The sequence below is a fragment of the Prevotella phocaeensis genome, assembly GCF_900065875.1.
GTDB classification, from domain to species: domain Bacteria; phylum Bacteroidota; class Bacteroidia; order Bacteroidales; family Bacteroidaceae; genus Prevotella; species Prevotella phocaeensis.
Genome location: NZ_LT160625.1, coordinates 348,503 through 367,770 on the forward strand (window position 1 = coordinate 348,503; position 19,268 = coordinate 367,770).

Genomic DNA, 19,268 nt, shown 5'->3' on the forward strand with positions numbered 1-19,268 from the left:
AAATTCTTTGTATTTTTGCAGAAAGAAAATGAAGTATGGGTATTTTCGGTTTATTTAGTAAAAAGGAAAAAGAGACACTTGACCAAGGTTTAGAAAAGACCAAACAGAGTGTGTTTTCTAAGTTGGGCAGAGCTATTGCTGGTAAATCTACCGTTGATGATGATGTGCTTGACAATTTAGAAGAAGTGTTGATTACATCGGATGTCGGTGTAGATACGACATTAAAAATCATTCACCGTATCGAGGAAAGGGTTGCAAAAGATAAGTATGTATCTACTTCTGAATTGAATGGGATATTGAGAGAAGAGATTACTTCGCTGCTTGCAGAAAACCATACCGTAGATAATGATAACTGGGATTTGCCATCTGACCATAAACCTTATGTAATATTAGTGGTCGGAGTGAATGGAGTTGGAAAAACCACCACTATAGGCAAACTTGCTTGGCAGTTTAAAAATGCAGGGAAGAAAGTATTTCTTGGTGCAGCAGACACTTTTAGAGCTGCTGCTGTAGAGCAAATCCAGATATGGGGAGACCGTGTTGGAGTACCCGTAATCAGGCAACAGATGGGGAGCGATCCGGCTTCTGTAGCATTTGACACATTACAGTCGGCGAAAGCGAATGGTGCCGATGTTGTGCTGATAGATACTGCAGGGCGTTTACATAACAAGATCGGCTTGATGAATGAGCTAAAGAAAATCAAGGATGTCATGAAGAAAGTGCTTCCTGAAGCGCCCGATGAGGTTATGTTGGTGCTTGATGGTTCCACCGGACAGAATGCCTTTGAACAAGCAAAACAGTTTTCTGCAGTTACACAAATTACTTCTCTTGCGATCACAAAACTCGATGGAACTGCTAAAGGCGGTGTGGTTATCGGTATTAGCGATCAACTAAAAGTTCCCGTAAAATACATTGGACTCGGTGAAGGAGTTGAAGATTTACAACTATTTAATAATCGGCAGTTTGTAAATTCTTTATTCAATGAATAGATGAAGCAAAATCAGATCGATATTATCACGATGGGATGTTCGAAAAACCTCGTCGACAGTGAGTTGCTGATGAAGCAATTCGAGGTAAATGGCTACCATTGTGTGCACGATAGTAAAAATCCGCAAGGCGAAATAGCGGTTGTAAACACATGTGGTTTTATAGAGAGTGCCAAGGAAGAAAGTATCAATACGATTTTGGAACTTGTTGCTGCAAAGAGCGAAGGACGTCTTAAGAAACTCTATGTTATGGGATGTTTGTCGCAGAGATATAAAGAAGAACTTGAGAAAGAGATACCGGAAGTCGACAAATTTTACGGCAAATTCAACTATAAACAGTTATTGAGTGATTTGGGAAAGGCGGAAATTATTGCATGTGGAGGTAAACGCCATCTTACTACACCACGCCATTACGCCTATTTGAAAATAGCAGAAGGCTGCGATCGTCATTGCGCCTATTGTGCCATTCCGCTTATCACAGGAAAACATGTCAGTCGACCTAAGGCAGAAATACTGCAAGAAGTGGAGGAACTGGTAGCCAATGGAGTGAAAGAGTTTCAGATTATAGCGCAGGAACTTACGTATTATGGTGTGGATATCGATGGCAAACGTCACATTGCCGATCTCATTAGTGCTATTGCAGATATAAAGGGAGTGAAATGGATACGCTTGCATTATGCTTATCCTAACCAATTTCCGATGGAGTTACTCGATGTGATGAAAGAAAAATCCAACGTCTGCAAGTACTTGGATATTGCTTTGCAACATATCTCAGATCATATACTTACCCGTATGCATAGGCATGTAAGTAAACAGGAAACGATAGACCTAATTAAAGCTATCAGGACAAAAGTGCCTGATATATATATACGTACGACATTATTAGTAGGCTTCCCGGGAGAAACGGAAGAAGACTTCGAAGAATTAAAAGAGTTTGTGAAATGGGCACGCTTTGAACGTATGGGTGCATTTGCCTACTCAGAAGAAGAAGGTACATATAGTGCCTTGAATTATAAGGACGATGTACCTGAAGATGTAAAGCAACAGCGACTTGATGAGCTAATGCAGATACAACAGGATATCAGCGCCGAGATTGAAGATGAAAAGATCGGCTGTAAGATGAAAGTAATTATAGACCGCAAGGAAGGCAACTATTATGTTGCACGTACAGAATTCTGTTCTCCGGAAGTTGATCCCGAAGTATTGATACCGACTAAAGGCAAAATGCTCCATGTTGGTTCATTTTATAATGTACAAATTACAGGAGCAGAGGAATTTGATATGTATGCAGAAGTAATATAATTAACGATTACATTTTGAACAATAAGGAATTTATATCGGAGCTTTCACAACGTAGCGGTTACACGCAAGAGAACACCCAAAATCTTGTACGTGGCATTATTGATGCGTTTGGAATAAGTTTTGATGATGGAGAAGATGTACATATTGGTGGTTTCGGTACGTTCGAACTGAAAAAACGTACCGAGCGCGTTGTTGTTAATCCTTCTACGGGGCAACGGATGATGGTGCCTCCGAAACTGGTCTTAACCTTTAGACCAGTAGCTTCTATTAAAGAGAAATTAAAGAATGGAGGGCACGATGATGAATAAAATTTCGTATCTATCGACTTTTATCCAAAAGAAATATAGTCTTTCACAAAAGGAAGCAGATAATTTCGTATCTCAAATGTTCGAAGTGATCAGCGAAGCTCTTCATACCGAAAAGCAGGTCAAGATTAAAGGTTTGGGCACATTTAAGGTTATGAGTGTGAGTCCTCGTGAAAGTGTGAATGTAAACACCGGAGAGCGTTTTGTAATAGAAGGACGTGATAAAATATCTTTTACTCCAGAAACATCTATGCGCGATCGGGTGAACACACCATTTTCCCAATTTGAAACGGTTGTACTGAATGATAATGTAGACTTTTCAGAAATCGATGAAAAGTACAATATGCTCCATGCAGATGATATGGAAGAGAGCAATGCGGATGTTGTGCTTTCTGACGTTACGGAACTCTCTCAAGAGGAAAAAGATAATCATATTGATGATGGTACGTTCAATCGCCAAGAAAATGTGGAAGATGTCCAAAAAGAAGTGATTGCTCCTCTTGATACTACCCAACTAAACATGCTAAATGAAAAAGTAGAAACAGAAGATAAAGGTTTACAGCCATCTGATTTCGTAGACAAAGAAGAGGAGAGGAGCGAGACGGAAAATGCTTTGTCAGAAGCAACTATTTCTATTGGTAATGCGCAGACAAATGTTGAGAACAATTCAGATGATACGTCTACGGAAATATCTTCCACTGATGGCAATGACATCTTACTTATTCGACTACAACGGAGTAATAGACTCGTAAAAATCTTAGGGACGGTTATTATAGTATTACTTCTTTTGGGTTGTATAGGTACTTACTATGTAGGACGTATGTTGTCTTTAAGAGACAATCGGATTGAACATTTAGAAGCAACAATCGCCCAACGGCCTCTTATCGGACATAGGAAAGCAGCTATTACACCATTAAAGAAAACTGTGGTAGAAGCTAAGCTAATGAAAGACAGTGTTATCCAAAAGGATAAACAGACAAAGTTTTTACAACATACAAATACTGCAAGTCAACCAAATAGTCAAGCTGATCAAAATAATGCTGATAGGGCAGACAGGCAAATGCAAATTCAAAAGGCGGTAAATACGCTCCCCGATTATGATAAAGATCCGCGTGTAAAGACCGGTGCATACCGTATAATCGGCATTGAAAGAGAGATAAAAGTGAGAAAAGGGCAGACTTTATATTCTATCAGTAATGCAAATTTAGGCCCGGGCATGGAATGTTATGTGGAAGCCGTTAATGGAAAAAAAGAGTTTAAAGAAGGAGAAACTTTAAAAATTCCTGCACTGAAACTTAAGAAGAAAAAGAAATAAGGAAAGTATCATATTCAAATACTTCTTTTTATATACAGATTTTCACCTTTCGTATATTACTTTCAAGATCATCTTTTATGCTGTTCAGAATACTCCTTTCGGCACTATTGACTTGTGTATATGTGCAATTTTCCTATGCAGACCATCGTGAAATCAATTTAAAAACATGGGAATTTTCGCGCGATAACGTACATTGGTATACGGTGAAGACACCTCATGATTGGGCCATCAGAGGCCCTTTTGACAAGAAATGGGATTTACAAAATGTAGCAATAACGCAAAATGGAGAGACGGAAAAGACAGAAAAGTCTGGACGTTCCGGTGCCTTACCATGGATAGGCGAGGGTATATATCGTTATCACCTTCGGCAGACAGATTTAAAATCCAGACATGCTACATTGTGTTTTGATGGTGCAATGAGTGAGCCTACCGTTTATGTAAATGGGCAAAAAGCAGGCTATTGGGCGTATGGATATAATGCTTTCCGGCTCAACATTACGCCTTTTTTACATGAAGGAGATAATTTAATTGAGGTACATCTGAAAAACATAGAGGAAAGTAGCAGATGGTATCCGGGAGGCGGATTATATAGGCCGGTGACATTGGTAATTACCGATAAGGCACGGATAGACACTTGGGGAACATATATCAGAACTGTTTCTGCCGATTCTCTGAAGGCTGTAGTTTCCATAGATATGAAAGCCTTGGAATTTCTCCAAGGTTCCCGTTTTGTAGTAGATATAACTAATAAATACGGATATCATGTGCAAAAAAGTTGTCCGGTAGACTTAAAAGGTGAAGGACGTATCATATTCCATGTCACCCACCCCAAGCTGTGGTCTCCTGAGACTCCTTATCTGTATAAAGTCCGTGTAAAATTGGTTGCTGATAAAGAGGGGAAGCCTAATGTTGTTATATGACGAGCAGCTTTTAAATTACGGACTACGGATCATAGATATTACAAAAGAACATGGTTTCCGGCTAAATGGAGCATCAAGAAAAATCAAGGGAGTATGCTTACATCATGATCTTGGGCCGCTTGGAGCCGCTGTTAACAAGGCCGCTCTTATTCGCCAGATACGAATTCTTAAAGATATGGGATGCGATGCTATTAGAACAGCTCACAACATGCCGTCTTCATTGCAGATGGAAATATGCGACTCAATGGGAATGATGGTAATGGCAGAAAGTTTCGACATGTGGGTATATCCTAAATGTAAAAATGGTTATGCACGTTTCTTCAAAGAATGGAGTGATAGAGATATTATGAACTTAATATTAAATCACCGTAACCATCCTTGCATCATCATGTGGAGTATTGGCAATGAAATTCCGGAGCAATGGAGCAAGGAAGGGATTGATATTTCTAAACATCTACAAGATTTATGCCACAGCCTCGATCCTTCACGAATGGTAACACAAGGTATGGATCGACCAGATGAGGCGCTTGCTTCCGGATTTGCACAGGTAATGGACGTACCGGGCTTTAATTATCGCGTGCACAAGTATGATGATAATATACGAAAGTTACCGCAGGGCTTCCTTTTGGGAACAGAAACAGCATCGACAGTTAGCTCGCGAAATGTTTATAAATTTCCGGTTAAGGTAACGGATAATGCAGTATATTCCGATGGACAATGCTCAAGTTACGATACCGAATATTGCAGTTGGAGTAATTTGCCTGATGATGATTTTTCAATGCAAGACCATCCGTGGATTATCGGACAGTTCGTATGGACTGGCTTCGATTATTTGGGAGAACCGACACCCTATGATGAGTATTGGCCTTCAAGAAGCAGTTACTTCGGTATATGCGATCTGGCAGGTATCCCAAAAGATCGTTACTATCTTTACAGATCTGTTTGGAATACGAACGCACATACAATTCATTTGTTACCACATTGGACTTGGACGGATCGTATAGGCAAGATAACACCCGTATTCTGCTATACGGATTATCCTACGGCAGAGCTTTTTGTAAACGGCAAAAGTCAAGGACGAATCAGTAAGAGTCGAGATGGCAGACTTACAAAATACCGCTTATGTTGGAATAATGTTGTATATGAACCCGGAGAGTTGAAAGTTGTTGTGTACGATATTCATAGTAATAAGGCAGGGGAGAAGCGTATCTATACCGCAGGAATTCCCCATGCTCTAAAGATTGATGTAGACCGCGATGTCATTCAGGCTGATGGAAATGATCTTGCATTTATCACAGTTTCGATGATAGACAAAAGCGGAAATGAAGTTCCAACTTCGCAAGATGAATTAAATGTAAAGGTGTCAGGACAAGGTTCTTTCAAATGTATTTGCAATGGAGATGCCACAAATTTGCAATCATTTGTAGAACCAAAGATGAAACTCTTTAATGGTAAATTGGTTATTGCTGTACAATCTTCCATGAAGAAAGGAAAAATAAAGGTGAATATTACAGATGCAGTCAACAAAAAGATTACTAAATCAGTGAGCATAAAGACCGAATAAGATACAAGCCTTTATTAGCTAATTTCATAATTAGCAATATTTAGCATGATGGAATGGCAGCAACAGAATAAAAAATTAATGCGTCGGATATCCCGAACAAGAAATTCGTCTTTTATACCGTAATAGAACACTCCACATACCAATATGCTATATCGTTAGTACAAGATAGACATAAAGGGGTTATGTAGTAGATGTAAAATAGAGAGAACTCATGTCTATACGAAATCATACCGTCATGTCATCAGCCTTAATGCTATTACAAGCCCTTTGTTGCCAATGATATTCTTCTTTCATGATAGTATGACAACAAAATAACAAAAATATAAAAGTACCTGTATACAGGAAACGTTTTACATCAAATATTGTTATCCACTATTGGTATATTATATTACTAAGAATGCTTCTAATGTGTAAAACTTACGATGAACTTAGATGAAAATAAAAAAATCCTTAAATAGAAATATTCTTTAATGATTATTTTTGTATATTTCGGAAATATTCGTAATTTTGCACCCTGTTTGGAATAAGTATCAAAAAGAAAACAAAAAATTAAGATAGAAATGTCTAAGATTTGTCAGATTACAGGAAAAAAAGCACAGATAGGTTGCAATGTATCTCACTCAAAGCACCGTACAAAACGCAGTTTTGATGTGAATCTATTCAACAAAAAATTCTACTATGTGGAAGAAGGGTGCTGGATTAGCCTTAAGATCAGTGCCGCTGGTCTTCGTCTTATTAATAAGGTAGGTCTTGATGCCGCTTTGAAGCAGGCCGTTTCTAAGGGGTATTGCGACTGGAAAGACATTAAAGTTATAGGAGAATAAGCATTATGGCAAAGAAAGCTAAAGGAAATAGAGTACAGGTAATCTTGGAATGTACCGAGATGAAGAATAGCGGTTTGCCCGGAACGAGCCGTTATGTAACAACGAAAAATCGCAAGAATACTCCTGAACGTCTCGAATTAAAAAAGTATAATCCCATCCTCAAGAAGATGACACTTCATAAGGAAATCAAGTAATAAAAGGAGATTTAGATTATGGCAAAGAAAGCAGTCGCTACCCTCCATGAAGGTTCTACGGATGGTCGTGCATACTCGAAAGTAATAAAAATGGTAAAAAGTCCTAAGACCGGTGCTTATGTTTTTGATGAGCAGATGGTTCCGAATGAGGCGGTAAAGGATTTCTTTAAGAACTAATAGTCTTAATAAGACGAAATATATCTTCTTTTTCTTTTGAGGAAAGCTTGTTCTTTAAAAGAAAGATATGATACTTACAACAGGAAGTAAAATATAAATATATGATAAATATATTATCTACAACATGGTGGTGTGAATTCTCAAGATTGAATAAGTCGTGAATTGCGAAGCTATGTAGATAATGTGAAGATATCGAAAGGTCTGTCGTTCTTGCGGCAGACCTTTTTATGTCTAAAGAAAATCAATATAGTACAATAGAACGAAGTCATGGCAATGAAATATGTTTTAAAGCGGGCGCTAAATCATGAGGGATTTATCCGTGAGGATACTAAACGGGCACTTGCCAACATCACCAAGAAAGAGTATTCAGAAAAGTTGGTTGCCAATAACCTCAGAATGGCAAGTATGCTCCAACAAGAGCTCATTTTATGAAAACAGATAATCTTAATAAAAAATTGAAGAAATCTATAGAAACGATATGAAAATAAAGGTATGTGGCATGCGAGATGCCGATAATATTCGCGCCGTATCCGATTTGGGAGCAGATATGATAGGTTTTATCTTTTGGAAAGGGAGTCCGCGTTATGTACAGATGATATCATCGAGTGCCGGTACTATTCCCGATTACAGTGAAGAACGATTGGCAAAAAGGCAGAATAAAAGTGTGCCCCCTGAGCGTCCTGAACGTGTAGGAGTTTTTGTTGATGATATGCCACAGAACATTGTAACACGTGTATATAATTATGATTTAGATTATATCCAACTGCACGGTTCTGAAAGCAGAATTATGATGGAAAACCTGCGCAGTACGCTTGTTCCCGATATAAAAAACAATATAAAGATAATAAAAACTTTGTCGATAAGGTCGAAAGATGATATTGAGGGGTATAAAGAGTATGAAGGAATAGTAGATATGTTTCTATTTGATACCAAAATGTCATTGACTGGCGGTAGTGATGAACAATTCAATTTGGCCTTGCTCGATGAATATAAAGGCAAGATACCGTTCTTATTAGGTGGAGGTATCAGTCTTAGAGATACGGAACGTCTTAGACGTATTAGCCATCCATTATTTGCAGGTGTTAATTTAAATAGCAAATTCGAGACCGAACCCGGAATGAAAGATATAGATAAACTACGGACATTTATTGAGGAAATACGTAGATGAACAGGATAAACGGTCTTTTCGGTGATAAACAAGACAGCAGGTTGCTATTTGCTTATTTCTGAGCAGGAATATCCTATAAGTCGTGTTAGGGTGGGCTCAATAGGAGAGCGATGTTGGAACCAAGAGCGAAGAACGACAAAACTTAAGGAGTCTAATATAGAATTGGGTGTTTTAATGAAAGTAATTAAAATGACAGGAAAGATATGAAAATAGCTATCATCGATAATTATGATTCATTTACATACAATCTTTCACATCTTGTAAAAGAACTTAGAGCGGACGTAACTGTCTTCCGTAATGATAAACTTACGCTTAACCAGTTGGATTGCTTTGATAAAATTATTCTTAGTCCCGGACCGGGTATCCCTTCGGAAGTGAGACTGTTATTTGATATTATTAAAACTTATGCCGGGCAAAAGCCTATTTTTGGCGTATGTCTTGGGCACCAAGCTGTTGGTGAGGCATTTGGGGCAAGACTCATAAATCTCAACCATGTATATCATGGAGTGGTTACCAAAGGAATACAATTTGGTAACGATCCTATCTTCCGCGGCTTGCCAAAGCATATAGAAATGGGGCGTTATCATAGCTGGGTGGTTGAACGTTCTGGTTTTCCCGAATGTCTTGAGGTAACGGCTATTGATGATAACGGTCAAATTATGGGACTCCGCCACCGACATTATAATATTCATGGCATACAATTCCATCCGGAAAGTGTTCTTACTCCTAATGGACGCATAATTATGCAAAACTGGTTATCCTTGTAATAGATATTATTCATTTTGTAAAGATGCAGGAGATGACCGTGATAACAGATTATTCCTATTCATATAAGTATTTGGGAGAAAATATATTTTGATGAGACAAAAGAGCCATTTCGATTTGGAAAATTATTACAAAATTAGTATTTTTGTAGCTTAAGATAAATAAAAATCGCTTAATGAATATCGATAATGCACATGATTTAAATATATCGTTGCAGCATAAAGTCTACGGAACGAACTGCGAAGATGAATGTCCTTGGTATGCTATTCGATTGTTTAATTCTTGTCAGAAGGGTGTGAGCGAGGCTCTTAAAGCACTTCAGTTGGAATGTTTTATTCCGATGGAATATGTGGATATAAATACTGAAGGACAAATACTCCAATTTAAGTTGCGCCCTGTAATACATAATTTGCTGTTTCTAAAAAAAACGAAAACGGAACAAGAAATTAGGAATATCCTTACCGACATGCCATATCGTCTTTCCGTTATCCGAAAAGATAATGTGCACACCGATTATTATGAAATACCTGCCCGACAGATGTTCGAGTTTCAAACCATGTGCAATCCGGATATTCTGATGCGAAAGTATCTTTCTGAAGCTGAGGCCAAGCTTAAGGTAGGTACACCTGTTACTGTGCAGCATGGGCCTTTAAGAGGAATGACAGGCAGGTTAGTGCGTAGTAACAAAAAGTATTTTCTTTTAAAAGAAGTTCCCGGAATGGGAGTCATGTTGAAAGTTTCGCGTTGGTGCTGTAAACCGTTGAATGAATTTTAATGAAAGTATTTCAACCTTTTATCATTCTTAATTATGGAATAAATAAAAGGCTGAAATTATATTAAAATTCTGAAGTGAAGTGAAATTTGATGTGTTTGAAGTCTTGTTGCGCCATTTGCAGTACGTAGCTCGAATCGGCAAGAAATACATCTCGGCCATCACGGTCTTTCGCCATATATTGATACTTACGCTTCTTGAAATTGTCGAGCTCTGCAGGTTCTTCGGCTTCTATCCAACATGCTTTGTACAAATGCACTGACTCCCAACGGCATTTAGCATTATATTCGTTTTCGAGCCGGTATTGTATTACTTCAAACTGCAACTGTCCCACAGTACCAATGATCTTTCGGTTGTTGAATTGGTTTACAAATAATTGTGCCACCCCCTCGTCCATGAGTTGTTCGATACCTTTGTTCAACTGTTTCGCTTTCATCGGATCATCATTCTCTATATATTTAAACATCTCCGGAGAAAACGAAGGTAGCCCACGGAAATGTATTTTTTCGCCTTCGGTCAATGTGTCGCCAATCTTGAAAATGCCGTTGTCAGGTAATCCAACGATATCTCCCGGGTATGCCTCCTCGATCGTGCTTTTGCGTTGAGCCATGAATTGAGTGGGGGATGAGAAGCGTACGGTTTTATCCATTCGTACATGTAGATAAGGTTGATTACGAACAAATTTTCCACTACATACTTTACAGAAAGCGATACAGGAGCGATGGTTGGGATCGATGTTTGCCGTAATTTTGAAAATAAACCCCGAGAATTTATGCTCTGTAGGGAGTACCTCACGTTCTTCTGCCTGCGTTGGTTGGGGCGGTGGAGCTATTTTAACGAAACAGTCAAGCAATTCCTGTACGCCGAAATTATTAAGTGCACTGCCGAAAAATACTGGTGCTACTTCGGCAGAACGATAACTATCTACTTCGAATTCGGAATACACACCGTCTATAAGTTCAAGGTCGTTGCGTAGTTGTTTGGCCTCACGTTCCCCTACATGCTCATCAAGTTGCGTGCTATTTATATCTACAGAAATCTTTTCTGTTACTCGTTGTTTGTTAGGGGTGAACAAATTCAATTGCTTTTCATAAATATTATACACCCCCTTAAATCGCATTCCTTGCCCGATTGGCCACGACAGCGGACGCACTTTAATTTGCAATTCTTGTTCCAATTCGTCGAGTAAATCGAATGGATCACGTCCTTCGCGGTCCATTTTATTTATGAAAATAATAACCGGCGTGTTGCGCATGCGACAAACCTCCATTAATTTGCGCGTCTGTGTTTCCACTCCTTTTGCCGAGTCTACCACGATAATAGCCGAGTCTACGGCTGTTAGTGTGCGGTAAGTGTCTTCAGCAAAGTCTTGGTGACCGGGCGTGTCGAGTATATTTACTTTGTATCCTTCGTAATCGAATTCCATAACAGAAGTAGACACAGAGATACCACGCTGCTTTTCTATATCCATCCAATCACTCGTCGCAGTCTTGCGTATTTTATTGCTTTTTACCGCACCGGCAACTTGTATTTGCCCCCCGAAGAGTAAAAACTTCTCTGTAAGGGTAGTTTTACCCGCATCAGGGTGTGAGATAATTGCAAAAGTGCGACGTCTTTGTATTTCGTTCATTTATCTTTTATTATTACTATCGGCCGAAAATCTTAGAGCTCCATCTTTGCGATACAGCGCTCAAGAGATTCTTCCCAATATGGAATTTCTATACCATATGTTTGTTTCAACTTTGTTTTGTCCAATACACTATAATGTGGTCTCTTGGCAGGAGTGGGATATTCTGCTGTGTGCAGAGGTTTTACATGACAAGTAGTGATGCCTTTGATGCGATGAATAGCCTTAGCAAAATCGTACCAACTGATAACTCCTTCATTAGAAAAGTGGTAAGTTCCCGGTACAATGCCTTGATTGATAGCTGTCATAATAACTTTGGCAAGGTCGGCAGCATAAGTCGGCGTACCAATCTGATCGAAAATAACGCCCATTTCCGTTTTCTCTTTACCAAGTTTGATCATGGTTTTTACAAAATTATTACCGAATGTGGAGTAGAGCCATGCCGTACGGATAATCATGGTTTTCTTGCAAATTTTACGGATAGCTGTCTCGCCTACGAGTTTTGTTTTGCCGTACACGCTATTTGGGCATGGTGTATCGGTCTCTACATAAGGCGTATGTTGGGTACCATCGAACACATAATCCGTACTTATTTGTATCAACCAGCCGTCGCGCTTTTCTATTGCTGCTGCCAAATATGCTGGAGCTTCTGCATTCAGAGCTCTGCATAGCTGACGATTGCTTTCTGCTTTGTCTACTGCCGTATAAGCAGCACAGTTAACAATACCATCGATTCGGTGTTGCTGAACGTAATGTTCTATATCTTCAGCATTCGTAATATCAAGTTCAGAAACATCTGTATTGAACCACTGGCATTGAACATTTTCTTTTTCGAGTAGTTGTATCTCATTGCCTAACTGGCCATTACAACCTGTAATTAATACGTTCATATAATCAATTTTCCTTCATCTCTTTCCCAAAAGGAGTGGCTTTTAAAAGCTCTATATTATTAATATATTTATATTATGTTTTTGTGAAAAGAATTTTCTACCCTCTATTTATGATATACAATTCTCCGATTGAAAAGCCAGAAGTGGCCCTTTATTCGTCCTCAAATTCCAATCCTTCTGTCTTATCTTTGATATAATAGTCGGAGAGCATGCCTATAAAAGTGGTAATCTCCTGTACAGCATGTGTTGTTTCTGGAGTAATCTCTTTCCTTTTAAGTCGAAGTATCATTACACCATACAAAGCATCAAGACAAGTTTCTATCTCATTATTTTTCTTATCTCCTTTATTACGGAGTTCAACAATGAAAGGCAACACCTTGAAATATTCTGCATTATAGAATGGAAATTTAGAACTTTGGAGCAGATGGGCATGTAAATCCATCATGTCTTGGACGATGATTTCGTTGATCTGAAGATGTCCGTTTTCACGCTTACCTTCTTGATTCATCATGCGAACAAGATTCCCATACCAGTCAGCAAGTTCCTCTTTTTGCTCTTTGGTATAGTCGAACTTATCGATATATTCGTGACGAATGCGTGATAAAGAGCATCCATATGCTCTGATCAAGTCTTCGGTCTGCCACATATAAAGCAGATATTCTGCGATACTTTTCCTTCTTAATTCCTGTGCTATAAACATATTATCAATTTAATACAATAGGGAATATGTAAATAAGGTATATAATGTTGACGAGATTTACAAAAGCATTCACCACTTTTGTCAGTAATGTATAGAGTAGAGATTGAATACAGTTCCTATAAGAATAACCAATGAAAATAGTATGACTAAGCTACCAATAACCTTATTGATTAATAGAATACCATTCTCATCAAATTTGCCTTTAATCTTATTGATAAACCATGTAAGCCCGAACCACCACAATAATGCTCCAATAATAATGCTCAGATACCCTATCGACATTTCGAGCGGATGGTTCGGAATGACAAAAGTAAGCTGAGCGAAGAGTGCCATGAATAAGAAGATAATAAGTGGATTGAGAAAAGTTACCCAAAAGGCGGTGAGTCCATTATAAAAATACGAACCTTTTTTTGTACCGCTAATGTGCATATTCTTTGTAGGATTGCTTCTAAAACAGTGTATTCCAAAAAACAGCAGAATGATACTTCCAGATATATTTAAGATAAACTGAGTTTGAGGATCGTTTACAAGATTCATCACGAAACTCATGCCGAGACCTGTAATAAGTGCATAAATAATATCACTGATCGAAGCACCTATCCCTGTAACAAAGCCGTACCATCTGCCTTTGTTCAACGTGCGTTGCACACAAAGAATACCAACAGGCCCCATCGGTGCCGAGGCTAAAATACCAATAAGCAAACCTTTTAGCACCAAATCTATTATGTCAATATGAAATTCAAACGGCATATCGGGTGCAAAATTGCAAAAATTATGCGATATAGGCAAATTTTCTTTTTAAAAGTTTGCTCTATAGGAGTTTTTTAATACCTTTGTTCCGATAAATACATGTTTTAAATTTATCTGAATAATATATTATTAACTTAAAAATAAAAAGAAAAACATGGATGTTCAAGAAACATTGAAACCGTATGTTATAGGTTTGGATTTAGGTGGCACGAACTCGGTTTTTGGCATTGTTGATAGCCGGGGGGAGATTAAGGCCACTACGGCAATCAAAACGCAAGGGTACGAGAATGTAAACGAATATGTAGATGCTTCTATAGATGCTTTACATATTATTATTGATCAAGTAGGGGGTATCCAAAATATTAAAGCAATGGGTATCGGCGCTCCTAATGGCAATTACTACACTGGAACTATCGAGTTTGCTCCAAACCTTAGTTGGGGACATAGCGGTATTGTGCCGTTAGCTGATCTTTTTTCTAAGAAGCTGAATATTCCAGTTGCTCTTACCAACGATGCAAATGCAGCCGCTATCGGCGAAATGACTTATGGAGTAGCTCGAGGAATGAAGAATTTTATCATGATAACTCTTGGTACCGGTGTAGGTTCTGGAATCGTTGTCAACGGTCAACTGGTATACGGAAGTGACGGATTTGCCGGAGAACTCGGGCATACTATCATCCGCCGTGAGAACGGTCGTTCATGTGGATGTGGAAGAGATGGATGCCTTGAAGCATATTGCTCAGCAACAGGAGTAGCGCGTACGGCACGTGAATTCCTCCAAACAACGGAAGAACCCTCTATACTTCGCGAAATGAATCCCGAGGATATCACATCTCTAGATGTGTCGATTGCCGCAGGCAAAGGTGATAAATTGGCACAACGAGTTTATGAATTTACAGGTGAACTTCTTGGAGAGGCGTGTGCAGATTTCGCTGCATTTTCATCTCCTGAGGCTTTTATCTTCTTTGGAGGACTGACAAAAGCAGGTGATTTATTAATGAACCCTTTGAAAGAGAGTTATGACAAACATGTTCTTAATATCTTCAGAGGCAAGGCAAAATTCCTTGTCAGCGGTCTTGATGGTTCCTCAGCTGCAGTTTTGGGTGCTTCTGCTGTGGGGTGGGAGCTTTAAAAGAAGAACAATAATTTTCTGAAAAAATAAAAGGTGTAATGAGCGGATACTCGTTACATCTTTTTTTGTTATGTTTTTTCATATCTTGTATATTCCTTAAATCAAAAATCAATTTTACCGCGTAAGATAATTCTTAAAATATATCTAATTGAAAATAAAGAAGTTACCTTATTGCATAAACTAAACAGGTAACGATTTGGAAACGAGTGAAGTACTTTTAGTCGCAAGTTTCTGCATTAACAAAGAACGCTTGTTATTCTATTTGCAAAGATAATAATTTGCTTTGAATAACAAGCGTTTTGATGAGTTTTTCTTTCTTTTGCATCATCTGTTGTTTGGGAAGATTAAAAAATGAGGATAATGATTATAATCCTCTTCCTCTTTTCTTCTTTTTCTTGGCTTGGTTTCTGAGCCTGTGCTGCCATGCTGTCTCGGCATAATCGTTGCCGTGTGTCTGCGGATTGATTAACCCGCCTGCTCCGAAAATGATTTCTTCGGCTGCATTTATGGCAGTACTTGCCACATTGCCTACGGCTTGTGCAATAGATGAACTTTCATTTGTGTTGGCAGATGGTATATAGGAGCGGCTGGGAGGAACAAGTTGATAGCCTCTATCGGATTGAGCGTTGTTCTTTGCCGGCTCGTCTGCCATTGTCGTTGCTTTCTTTGGTTCTGTCTTGTTGCTTATCTCAAAGTTCTTCTGCAAGGAACGGTAACCGAACTCCCTGCCGATTTCGGAAGCTTTGAACGATTGTCCGCTGAATGAGAACTTCAAGCCATATACCTTGCCCTGCTTGTTCTTCATGCGGTCAATGGTAATGCCACTCTTGCTAAGGTCATAGAGAAACATGGAATGTCCAGATATGCCACTGTCCTTGTATTTGTCGAGTAAAGTATAACAGATTTGCTGCACCTGCTGTTTTGTTTGCTCTCTCGTTGGGTTGACTTTTGCCTTTTGGTGTTTCCTTTCCGCCTTAACTTCCTTTGCAATAGTCAAACTTTTCTCCATGCTGATTTCCTCCGCCACCCTTGCTGCCTTGTTGCTCACAAAGGTGGTATCATAGATTTCTCCGTACAGGCTGATGCGATTGGCGATGATGTGAATGTGCCTGTTGTCGGTATCCTTGTGCGTTACTGCCACCCATTGGTAGTTGTCAAGTCCCATTCGCTTGGCAAACAAATGGGCTATCCACATAAGTTCGGACACAGGCAGCTTTTTCTCGTCCTGAGGTGCGATGCCTATTTCGATACGGAGAAACTTGTTCCTGCAACGGCTGTTGTAATCGCTGACCATCTTCATTTCCTCGTAAATCTCCTTTGGCGTAGTGCCGCAGAGATTGTAAAAGAGAAGCGTTTTACCGAGTTTTCCCTCTCTAAAAATATATTCCAGTGCATTGTTACCATGCGCGATAGCTTTACATTTTCCTATCATTCTCCATCAGATTTAAGAGTTTAATTGCCCTTTCCTCAATACGGTATTTGGGATTAAAGAAACGCTTAAATGCTTCCCTTGCCAAATAGGAAAGGCTTTGAGTAATCAGTACCCACGCATCATCCTTTACCTTGATAAGGTTGGAAACATGTGTAAAGAAGTAGGCCGTTCGTCTCAACACCTCTATGGCTTCCTTTTCATTGTCCGTCATCTTAGGAATGGCAATTACCTCACCATTAAGGAGTATCTCACGGCAGTAATCTGAGAACTTCCGGCCTGTGCTTTCTGCCTTTGATTTAATTCGCTGCTTTTCCTCTAAGGTGCATCTTACCTTGATGAACTCCGTTTTGTTCATCCGCTGTTCTTTCTTCTCCTGCTGCTGCCATCGGGCAGTCTTGCTATTGTATCTGTTCATATAAAAGTCCTCTTTTCGTTATTTCTTAATTCCTGATGGCTGACCGATGAGAACGGAGTGATTACGGTCTAACCTCCCCGATAGTCTGACAAGGGGAGCAAGCGCAGTTTGTGGGTACAAACTGACGTCTTGCAATGTCAGTGATAAGACCATTTACGCACGAGGCGTTTTGCAGCCGAAAAGTGAATGCCGTGCATTCTGTGTTTAACTGTGTTCGTGGTGTTCTCATCATTCAGATGTCTGCTTGCTAAAAATATGATGTCATATTTGCCCAAATATGACGTCTCATTTACGAGAATATGACATCATATTTTAATGCGATAGTAGGATTAGAGCGGGAAATAAATCTTTTGAAATTCCTTCCTCGTCCCTTTTCCTGCGGTTTACAGCTTTCTCCATTTCTCTATGTCCTCACCGTATTCCTCCAAATGCGTGCACACGAGGTTCTCCACAAAACTTGAAAGGTTGCTGCCCCTGTCGCCCTGCTCAGATAAACCGCCTTTCGGTCGTTCAACTTTGTAGGAACAAGGAAAGTCTGTTTATAGGCTTCGAGCGTTCCCCGTCTCATCTTGGCACTGATACGCCGTTGAACGGTTGCATTCTCTGTGTGCAGTGTAGGTTCGGATGGCTCGGAAACTATTACTTCTCGGCAATCTGTTTCCTTTGATGGAGCTTTTGCCTGTGGTTGTTCTTCCACCTCGTCTTCTGTATCTCCCAAGTAGTATGTAAGACTTCTCCTTTCTGTCCTTTCATTACTTTCCTGTCTGTTCATGTTGAACGCGTCTTTTATGGATTGGTCTATCTCCTCTCTGCTTGCTTTTATCTTTTTCATTGCTCTATCGTATTTTTAGTTTGACTTGTTTGGGTTTATTGTTTGTTTTTGGAGCTTTCTCCAGCTTTTTCTGTTGCTCACGAACACGGCTGACATGATACTCGTTGAGGTCTTTAAAGTTCTTGTAATATCGGGACATATCCTCGACATTAAAGCCTGCCTTTATCAGCTCTTGTATTGCTCTCCGCCCCGCGTCGTCGTTATCAAGGAAAGCCTGAATATGAGTTAGATTGTGGGCGTTTAGATAGTGAACTGTCCTTGCCACATTGCTTACGGAGTTCATCACAAGGCAGTAGTTATTTACTTCTTCTTTCATTGAAAGGAAAGAGAGAAAGTCCATAAATCCCTCAAACAGACAGACGGGCTGCGCTTTGTTCTCAAATATCGGAGTGATGTTCTTTGGGGCAATCGTTCCTTTGAACGTCTTGTCGTCCCGAAGTTCATAGCCGCCCGAGAGGTTGGCAAAGCCTATGGCTTCGTATCTTCTTCCCCTTACCTCATAGCTGATACATTTGAGAAAGGGCAATGCCTTTTCCAAATTGATGCAGCGCTCATTTGTAAGATACTCCTGCAAAGGTGGCGGCAAAGTGTCTGATACATCTATTAATCTCCTTACCCCGTTTACCATTTTCTCTTTTGGCAGTCTGATACTGCCATTGCTGCTGTATGCCTTTTCCTTTGAGGGTTCGACATTGTTGCACGTTGTATCAAAGGAAGTGGTCTGCCCCAAACGGCAGATGGCTTCCGACAGCGTGCAGCCCTCCAATCGCATACAGAGGTCGATGATGCTTCCACCCCTGCCTTCGGCATAGTCTATCCAAAGATTCTTCTGCGTGTCCACCTTGAAACTCGGATGTGTTTCTTCACGAAGTGGTGAACGGTACAGGGCATAGGCAGGTGTCCTGCGTACTGGCTTGATGCCTTTCCTTTCAAGATACGCCACAATGGGATATCGCTTGATGAGTGATAAATCTTCTTCTGTCATTGTCATAAACTTTAAATGGTTGGATAATTCTTATTTGAATAATAATGGTTGGTTTGAATGATATTTGAATGTTGTTTGAATAAAATTCTCTTTTCCGAAGTTTTCCCCTCCAAACTTTTTTACCTTTCTTCTTACTACATACTATTTTAATATAAGTAATTGATAATCAGCAATAGTTAGTAGTATGTGGAGATACTACACATACTACTACAT

19 protein-coding genes and 2 pseudogenes are annotated in these 19,268 nt (G+C 39.5%); 13 read left to right on the forward strand and 8 right to left on the reverse strand.

Annotated elements, in window-relative coordinates:
* The first annotated feature begins 35 nt into the window (after window positions 1-35).
* From ftsY to BN3912_RS08190, 12 genes and pseudogenes are all read left to right on the forward strand, one after another.
* Window positions 36-989: a signal recognition particle-docking protein FtsY gene (gene ftsY / locus BN3912_RS08145; protein ID WP_023983081.1), complete on the forward strand. Its 954-nt coding sequence runs from the start codon at window positions 36-38 to the stop codon at window positions 987-989.
* Window positions 990-2,288 (forward strand): 30S ribosomal protein S12 methylthiotransferase RimO, encoded by a 1,299-nt coding sequence (rimO, locus tag BN3912_RS08150; protein WP_023983082.1) that lies wholly within the window; start codon window positions 990-992, stop codon window positions 2,286-2,288.
* 14 nt (window positions 2,289-2,302) lie between these two features.
* Window positions 2,303-2,596, forward strand: a complete 294-nt coding sequence (locus BN3912_RS08155) for an HU family DNA-binding protein (RefSeq protein WP_004370489.1) — start codon at window positions 2,303-2,305, stop codon at window positions 2,594-2,596.
* Complete coding sequence (locus BN3912_RS08160; protein ID WP_382283205.1) at window positions 2,589-3,908, forward strand: HU family DNA-binding protein; 1,320 nt, start codon at window positions 2,589-2,591, stop codon at window positions 3,906-3,908. Before BN3912_RS08155 ends, BN3912_RS08160 begins: the two co-directional genes overlap by 8 nt.
* Before the next feature lie 77 nt (window positions 3,909-3,985).
* Window positions 3,986-6,392: pseudogene (locus BN3912_RS08165) on the forward strand (glycoside hydrolase family 2 TIM barrel-domain containing protein).
* Between the two features lie 560 nt (window positions 6,393-6,952).
* The gene (rpmB, locus tag BN3912_RS08170; protein ID WP_004370495.1) at window positions 6,953-7,216 is read left to right on the forward strand and encodes a 50S ribosomal protein L28; all 264 of its coding nucleotides are present in this window, start codon (window positions 6,953-6,955) and stop codon (window positions 7,214-7,216) included.
* A 5-nt stretch (window positions 7,217-7,221) separates the two neighbouring features.
* Window positions 7,222-7,410, forward strand: coding sequence for a 50S ribosomal protein L33 (rpmG, locus tag BN3912_RS08175; protein ID WP_004370497.1), 189 nt, complete (start codon window positions 7,222-7,224; stop codon window positions 7,408-7,410).
* Window positions 7,411-7,428: 18 nt separating this feature from the next.
* Entirely contained in the window at window positions 7,429-7,587 is a 159-nt protein-coding gene (locus tag BN3912_RS11980; RefSeq protein ID WP_004370499.1) for a DUF4295 domain-containing protein, read from the forward strand.
* A gap of 273 nt (window positions 7,588-7,860) precedes the next feature.
* Window positions 7,861-8,019 (forward strand): hypothetical protein, encoded by a 159-nt coding sequence (locus BN3912_RS12190; protein ID WP_154665150.1) that lies wholly within the window; start codon window positions 7,861-7,863, stop codon window positions 8,017-8,019.
* A gap of 46 nt (window positions 8,020-8,065) precedes the next feature.
* Window positions 8,066-8,755: a phosphoribosylanthranilate isomerase gene (locus BN3912_RS08180; RefSeq protein WP_023983086.1), complete on the forward strand. Its 690-nt coding sequence runs from the start codon at window positions 8,066-8,068 to the stop codon at window positions 8,753-8,755.
* Between the two features lie 203 nt (window positions 8,756-8,958).
* On the forward strand, window positions 8,959-9,522 hold the full coding sequence (locus BN3912_RS08185) for an anthranilate synthase component II (RefSeq protein ID WP_023983087.1): 564 nt from the start codon (window positions 8,959-8,961) through the stop codon (window positions 9,520-9,522).
* A 173-nt stretch (window positions 9,523-9,695) separates the two neighbouring features.
* Entirely contained in the window at window positions 9,696-10,295 is a 600-nt protein-coding gene (locus BN3912_RS08190; RefSeq protein ID WP_023983088.1) for a UpxY family transcription antiterminator, read from the forward strand.
* 61 nt (window positions 10,296-10,356) lie between these two features.
* Here BN3912_RS08190 and BN3912_RS08195 read toward each other — a convergent pair whose 3' ends face one another.
* The 4 genes from BN3912_RS08195 to BN3912_RS08210 form a co-directional block, all read right to left on the reverse strand.
* The gene (locus tag BN3912_RS08195; RefSeq protein ID WP_023983089.1) at window positions 10,357-11,922 is read right to left on the reverse strand and encodes a peptide chain release factor 3; all 1,566 of its coding nucleotides are present in this window, start codon (window positions 11,920-11,922) and stop codon (window positions 10,357-10,359) included.
* A gap of 32 nt (window positions 11,923-11,954) precedes the next feature.
* Window positions 11,955-12,809 carry a dTDP-4-dehydrorhamnose reductase gene (rfbD, locus tag BN3912_RS08200; RefSeq protein ID WP_023983090.1) on the reverse strand — a complete coding sequence of 285 codons (855 nt, stop codon included), beginning with the start codon at window positions 12,807-12,809 and terminating at the stop codon, window positions 11,955-11,957.
* A gap of 151 nt (window positions 12,810-12,960) precedes the next feature.
* On the reverse strand, window positions 12,961-13,509 hold the full coding sequence (locus BN3912_RS08205; RefSeq protein ID WP_023983091.1) for a DUF4924 family protein: 549 nt from the start codon (window positions 13,507-13,509) through the stop codon (window positions 12,961-12,963).
* An 81-nt stretch (window positions 13,510-13,590) separates the two neighbouring features.
* Window positions 13,591-14,259, reverse strand: coding sequence for a LysE family translocator (locus tag BN3912_RS08210; protein ID WP_004370511.1), 669 nt, complete (start codon window positions 14,257-14,259; stop codon window positions 13,591-13,593).
* Window positions 14,260-14,413: 154 nt separating this feature from the next.
* On the opposite strand from BN3912_RS08210, the gene BN3912_RS08215 reads away from it, so the two are divergent.
* Complete coding sequence (locus BN3912_RS08215; RefSeq protein WP_023983092.1) at window positions 14,414-15,391, forward strand: ROK family protein; 978 nt, start codon at window positions 14,414-14,416, stop codon at window positions 15,389-15,391.
* A gap of 364 nt (window positions 15,392-15,755) precedes the next feature.
* Here BN3912_RS08215 and BN3912_RS08220 read toward each other — a convergent pair whose 3' ends face one another.
* The 4 genes and pseudogenes from BN3912_RS08220 to BN3912_RS08235 form a co-directional block, all read right to left on the reverse strand.
* A complete protein-coding gene (locus BN3912_RS08220; RefSeq protein WP_023983093.1) occupies window positions 15,756-16,823 on the reverse strand; it encodes a relaxase/mobilization nuclease domain-containing protein in 1,068 nt (355 codons plus the stop codon).
* On the reverse strand, window positions 16,807-17,238 hold the full coding sequence (locus BN3912_RS08225; RefSeq protein WP_023983094.1) for a plasmid mobilization protein: 432 nt from the start codon (window positions 17,236-17,238) through the stop codon (window positions 16,807-16,809). Before BN3912_RS08225 ends, BN3912_RS08220 begins: the two co-directional genes overlap by 17 nt.
* Before the next feature lie 383 nt (window positions 17,239-17,621).
* Window positions 17,622-18,070 (reverse strand): annotated as a pseudogene (locus tag BN3912_RS08230) (DUF3408 domain-containing protein).
* Between the two features lie 4 nt (window positions 18,071-18,074).
* Window positions 18,075-19,055 (reverse strand): toprim domain-containing protein, encoded by a 981-nt coding sequence (locus BN3912_RS08235; protein ID WP_023983096.1) that lies wholly within the window; start codon window positions 19,053-19,055, stop codon window positions 18,075-18,077.
* Between the last annotated feature and the right edge of the window lie 213 nt (window positions 19,056-19,268).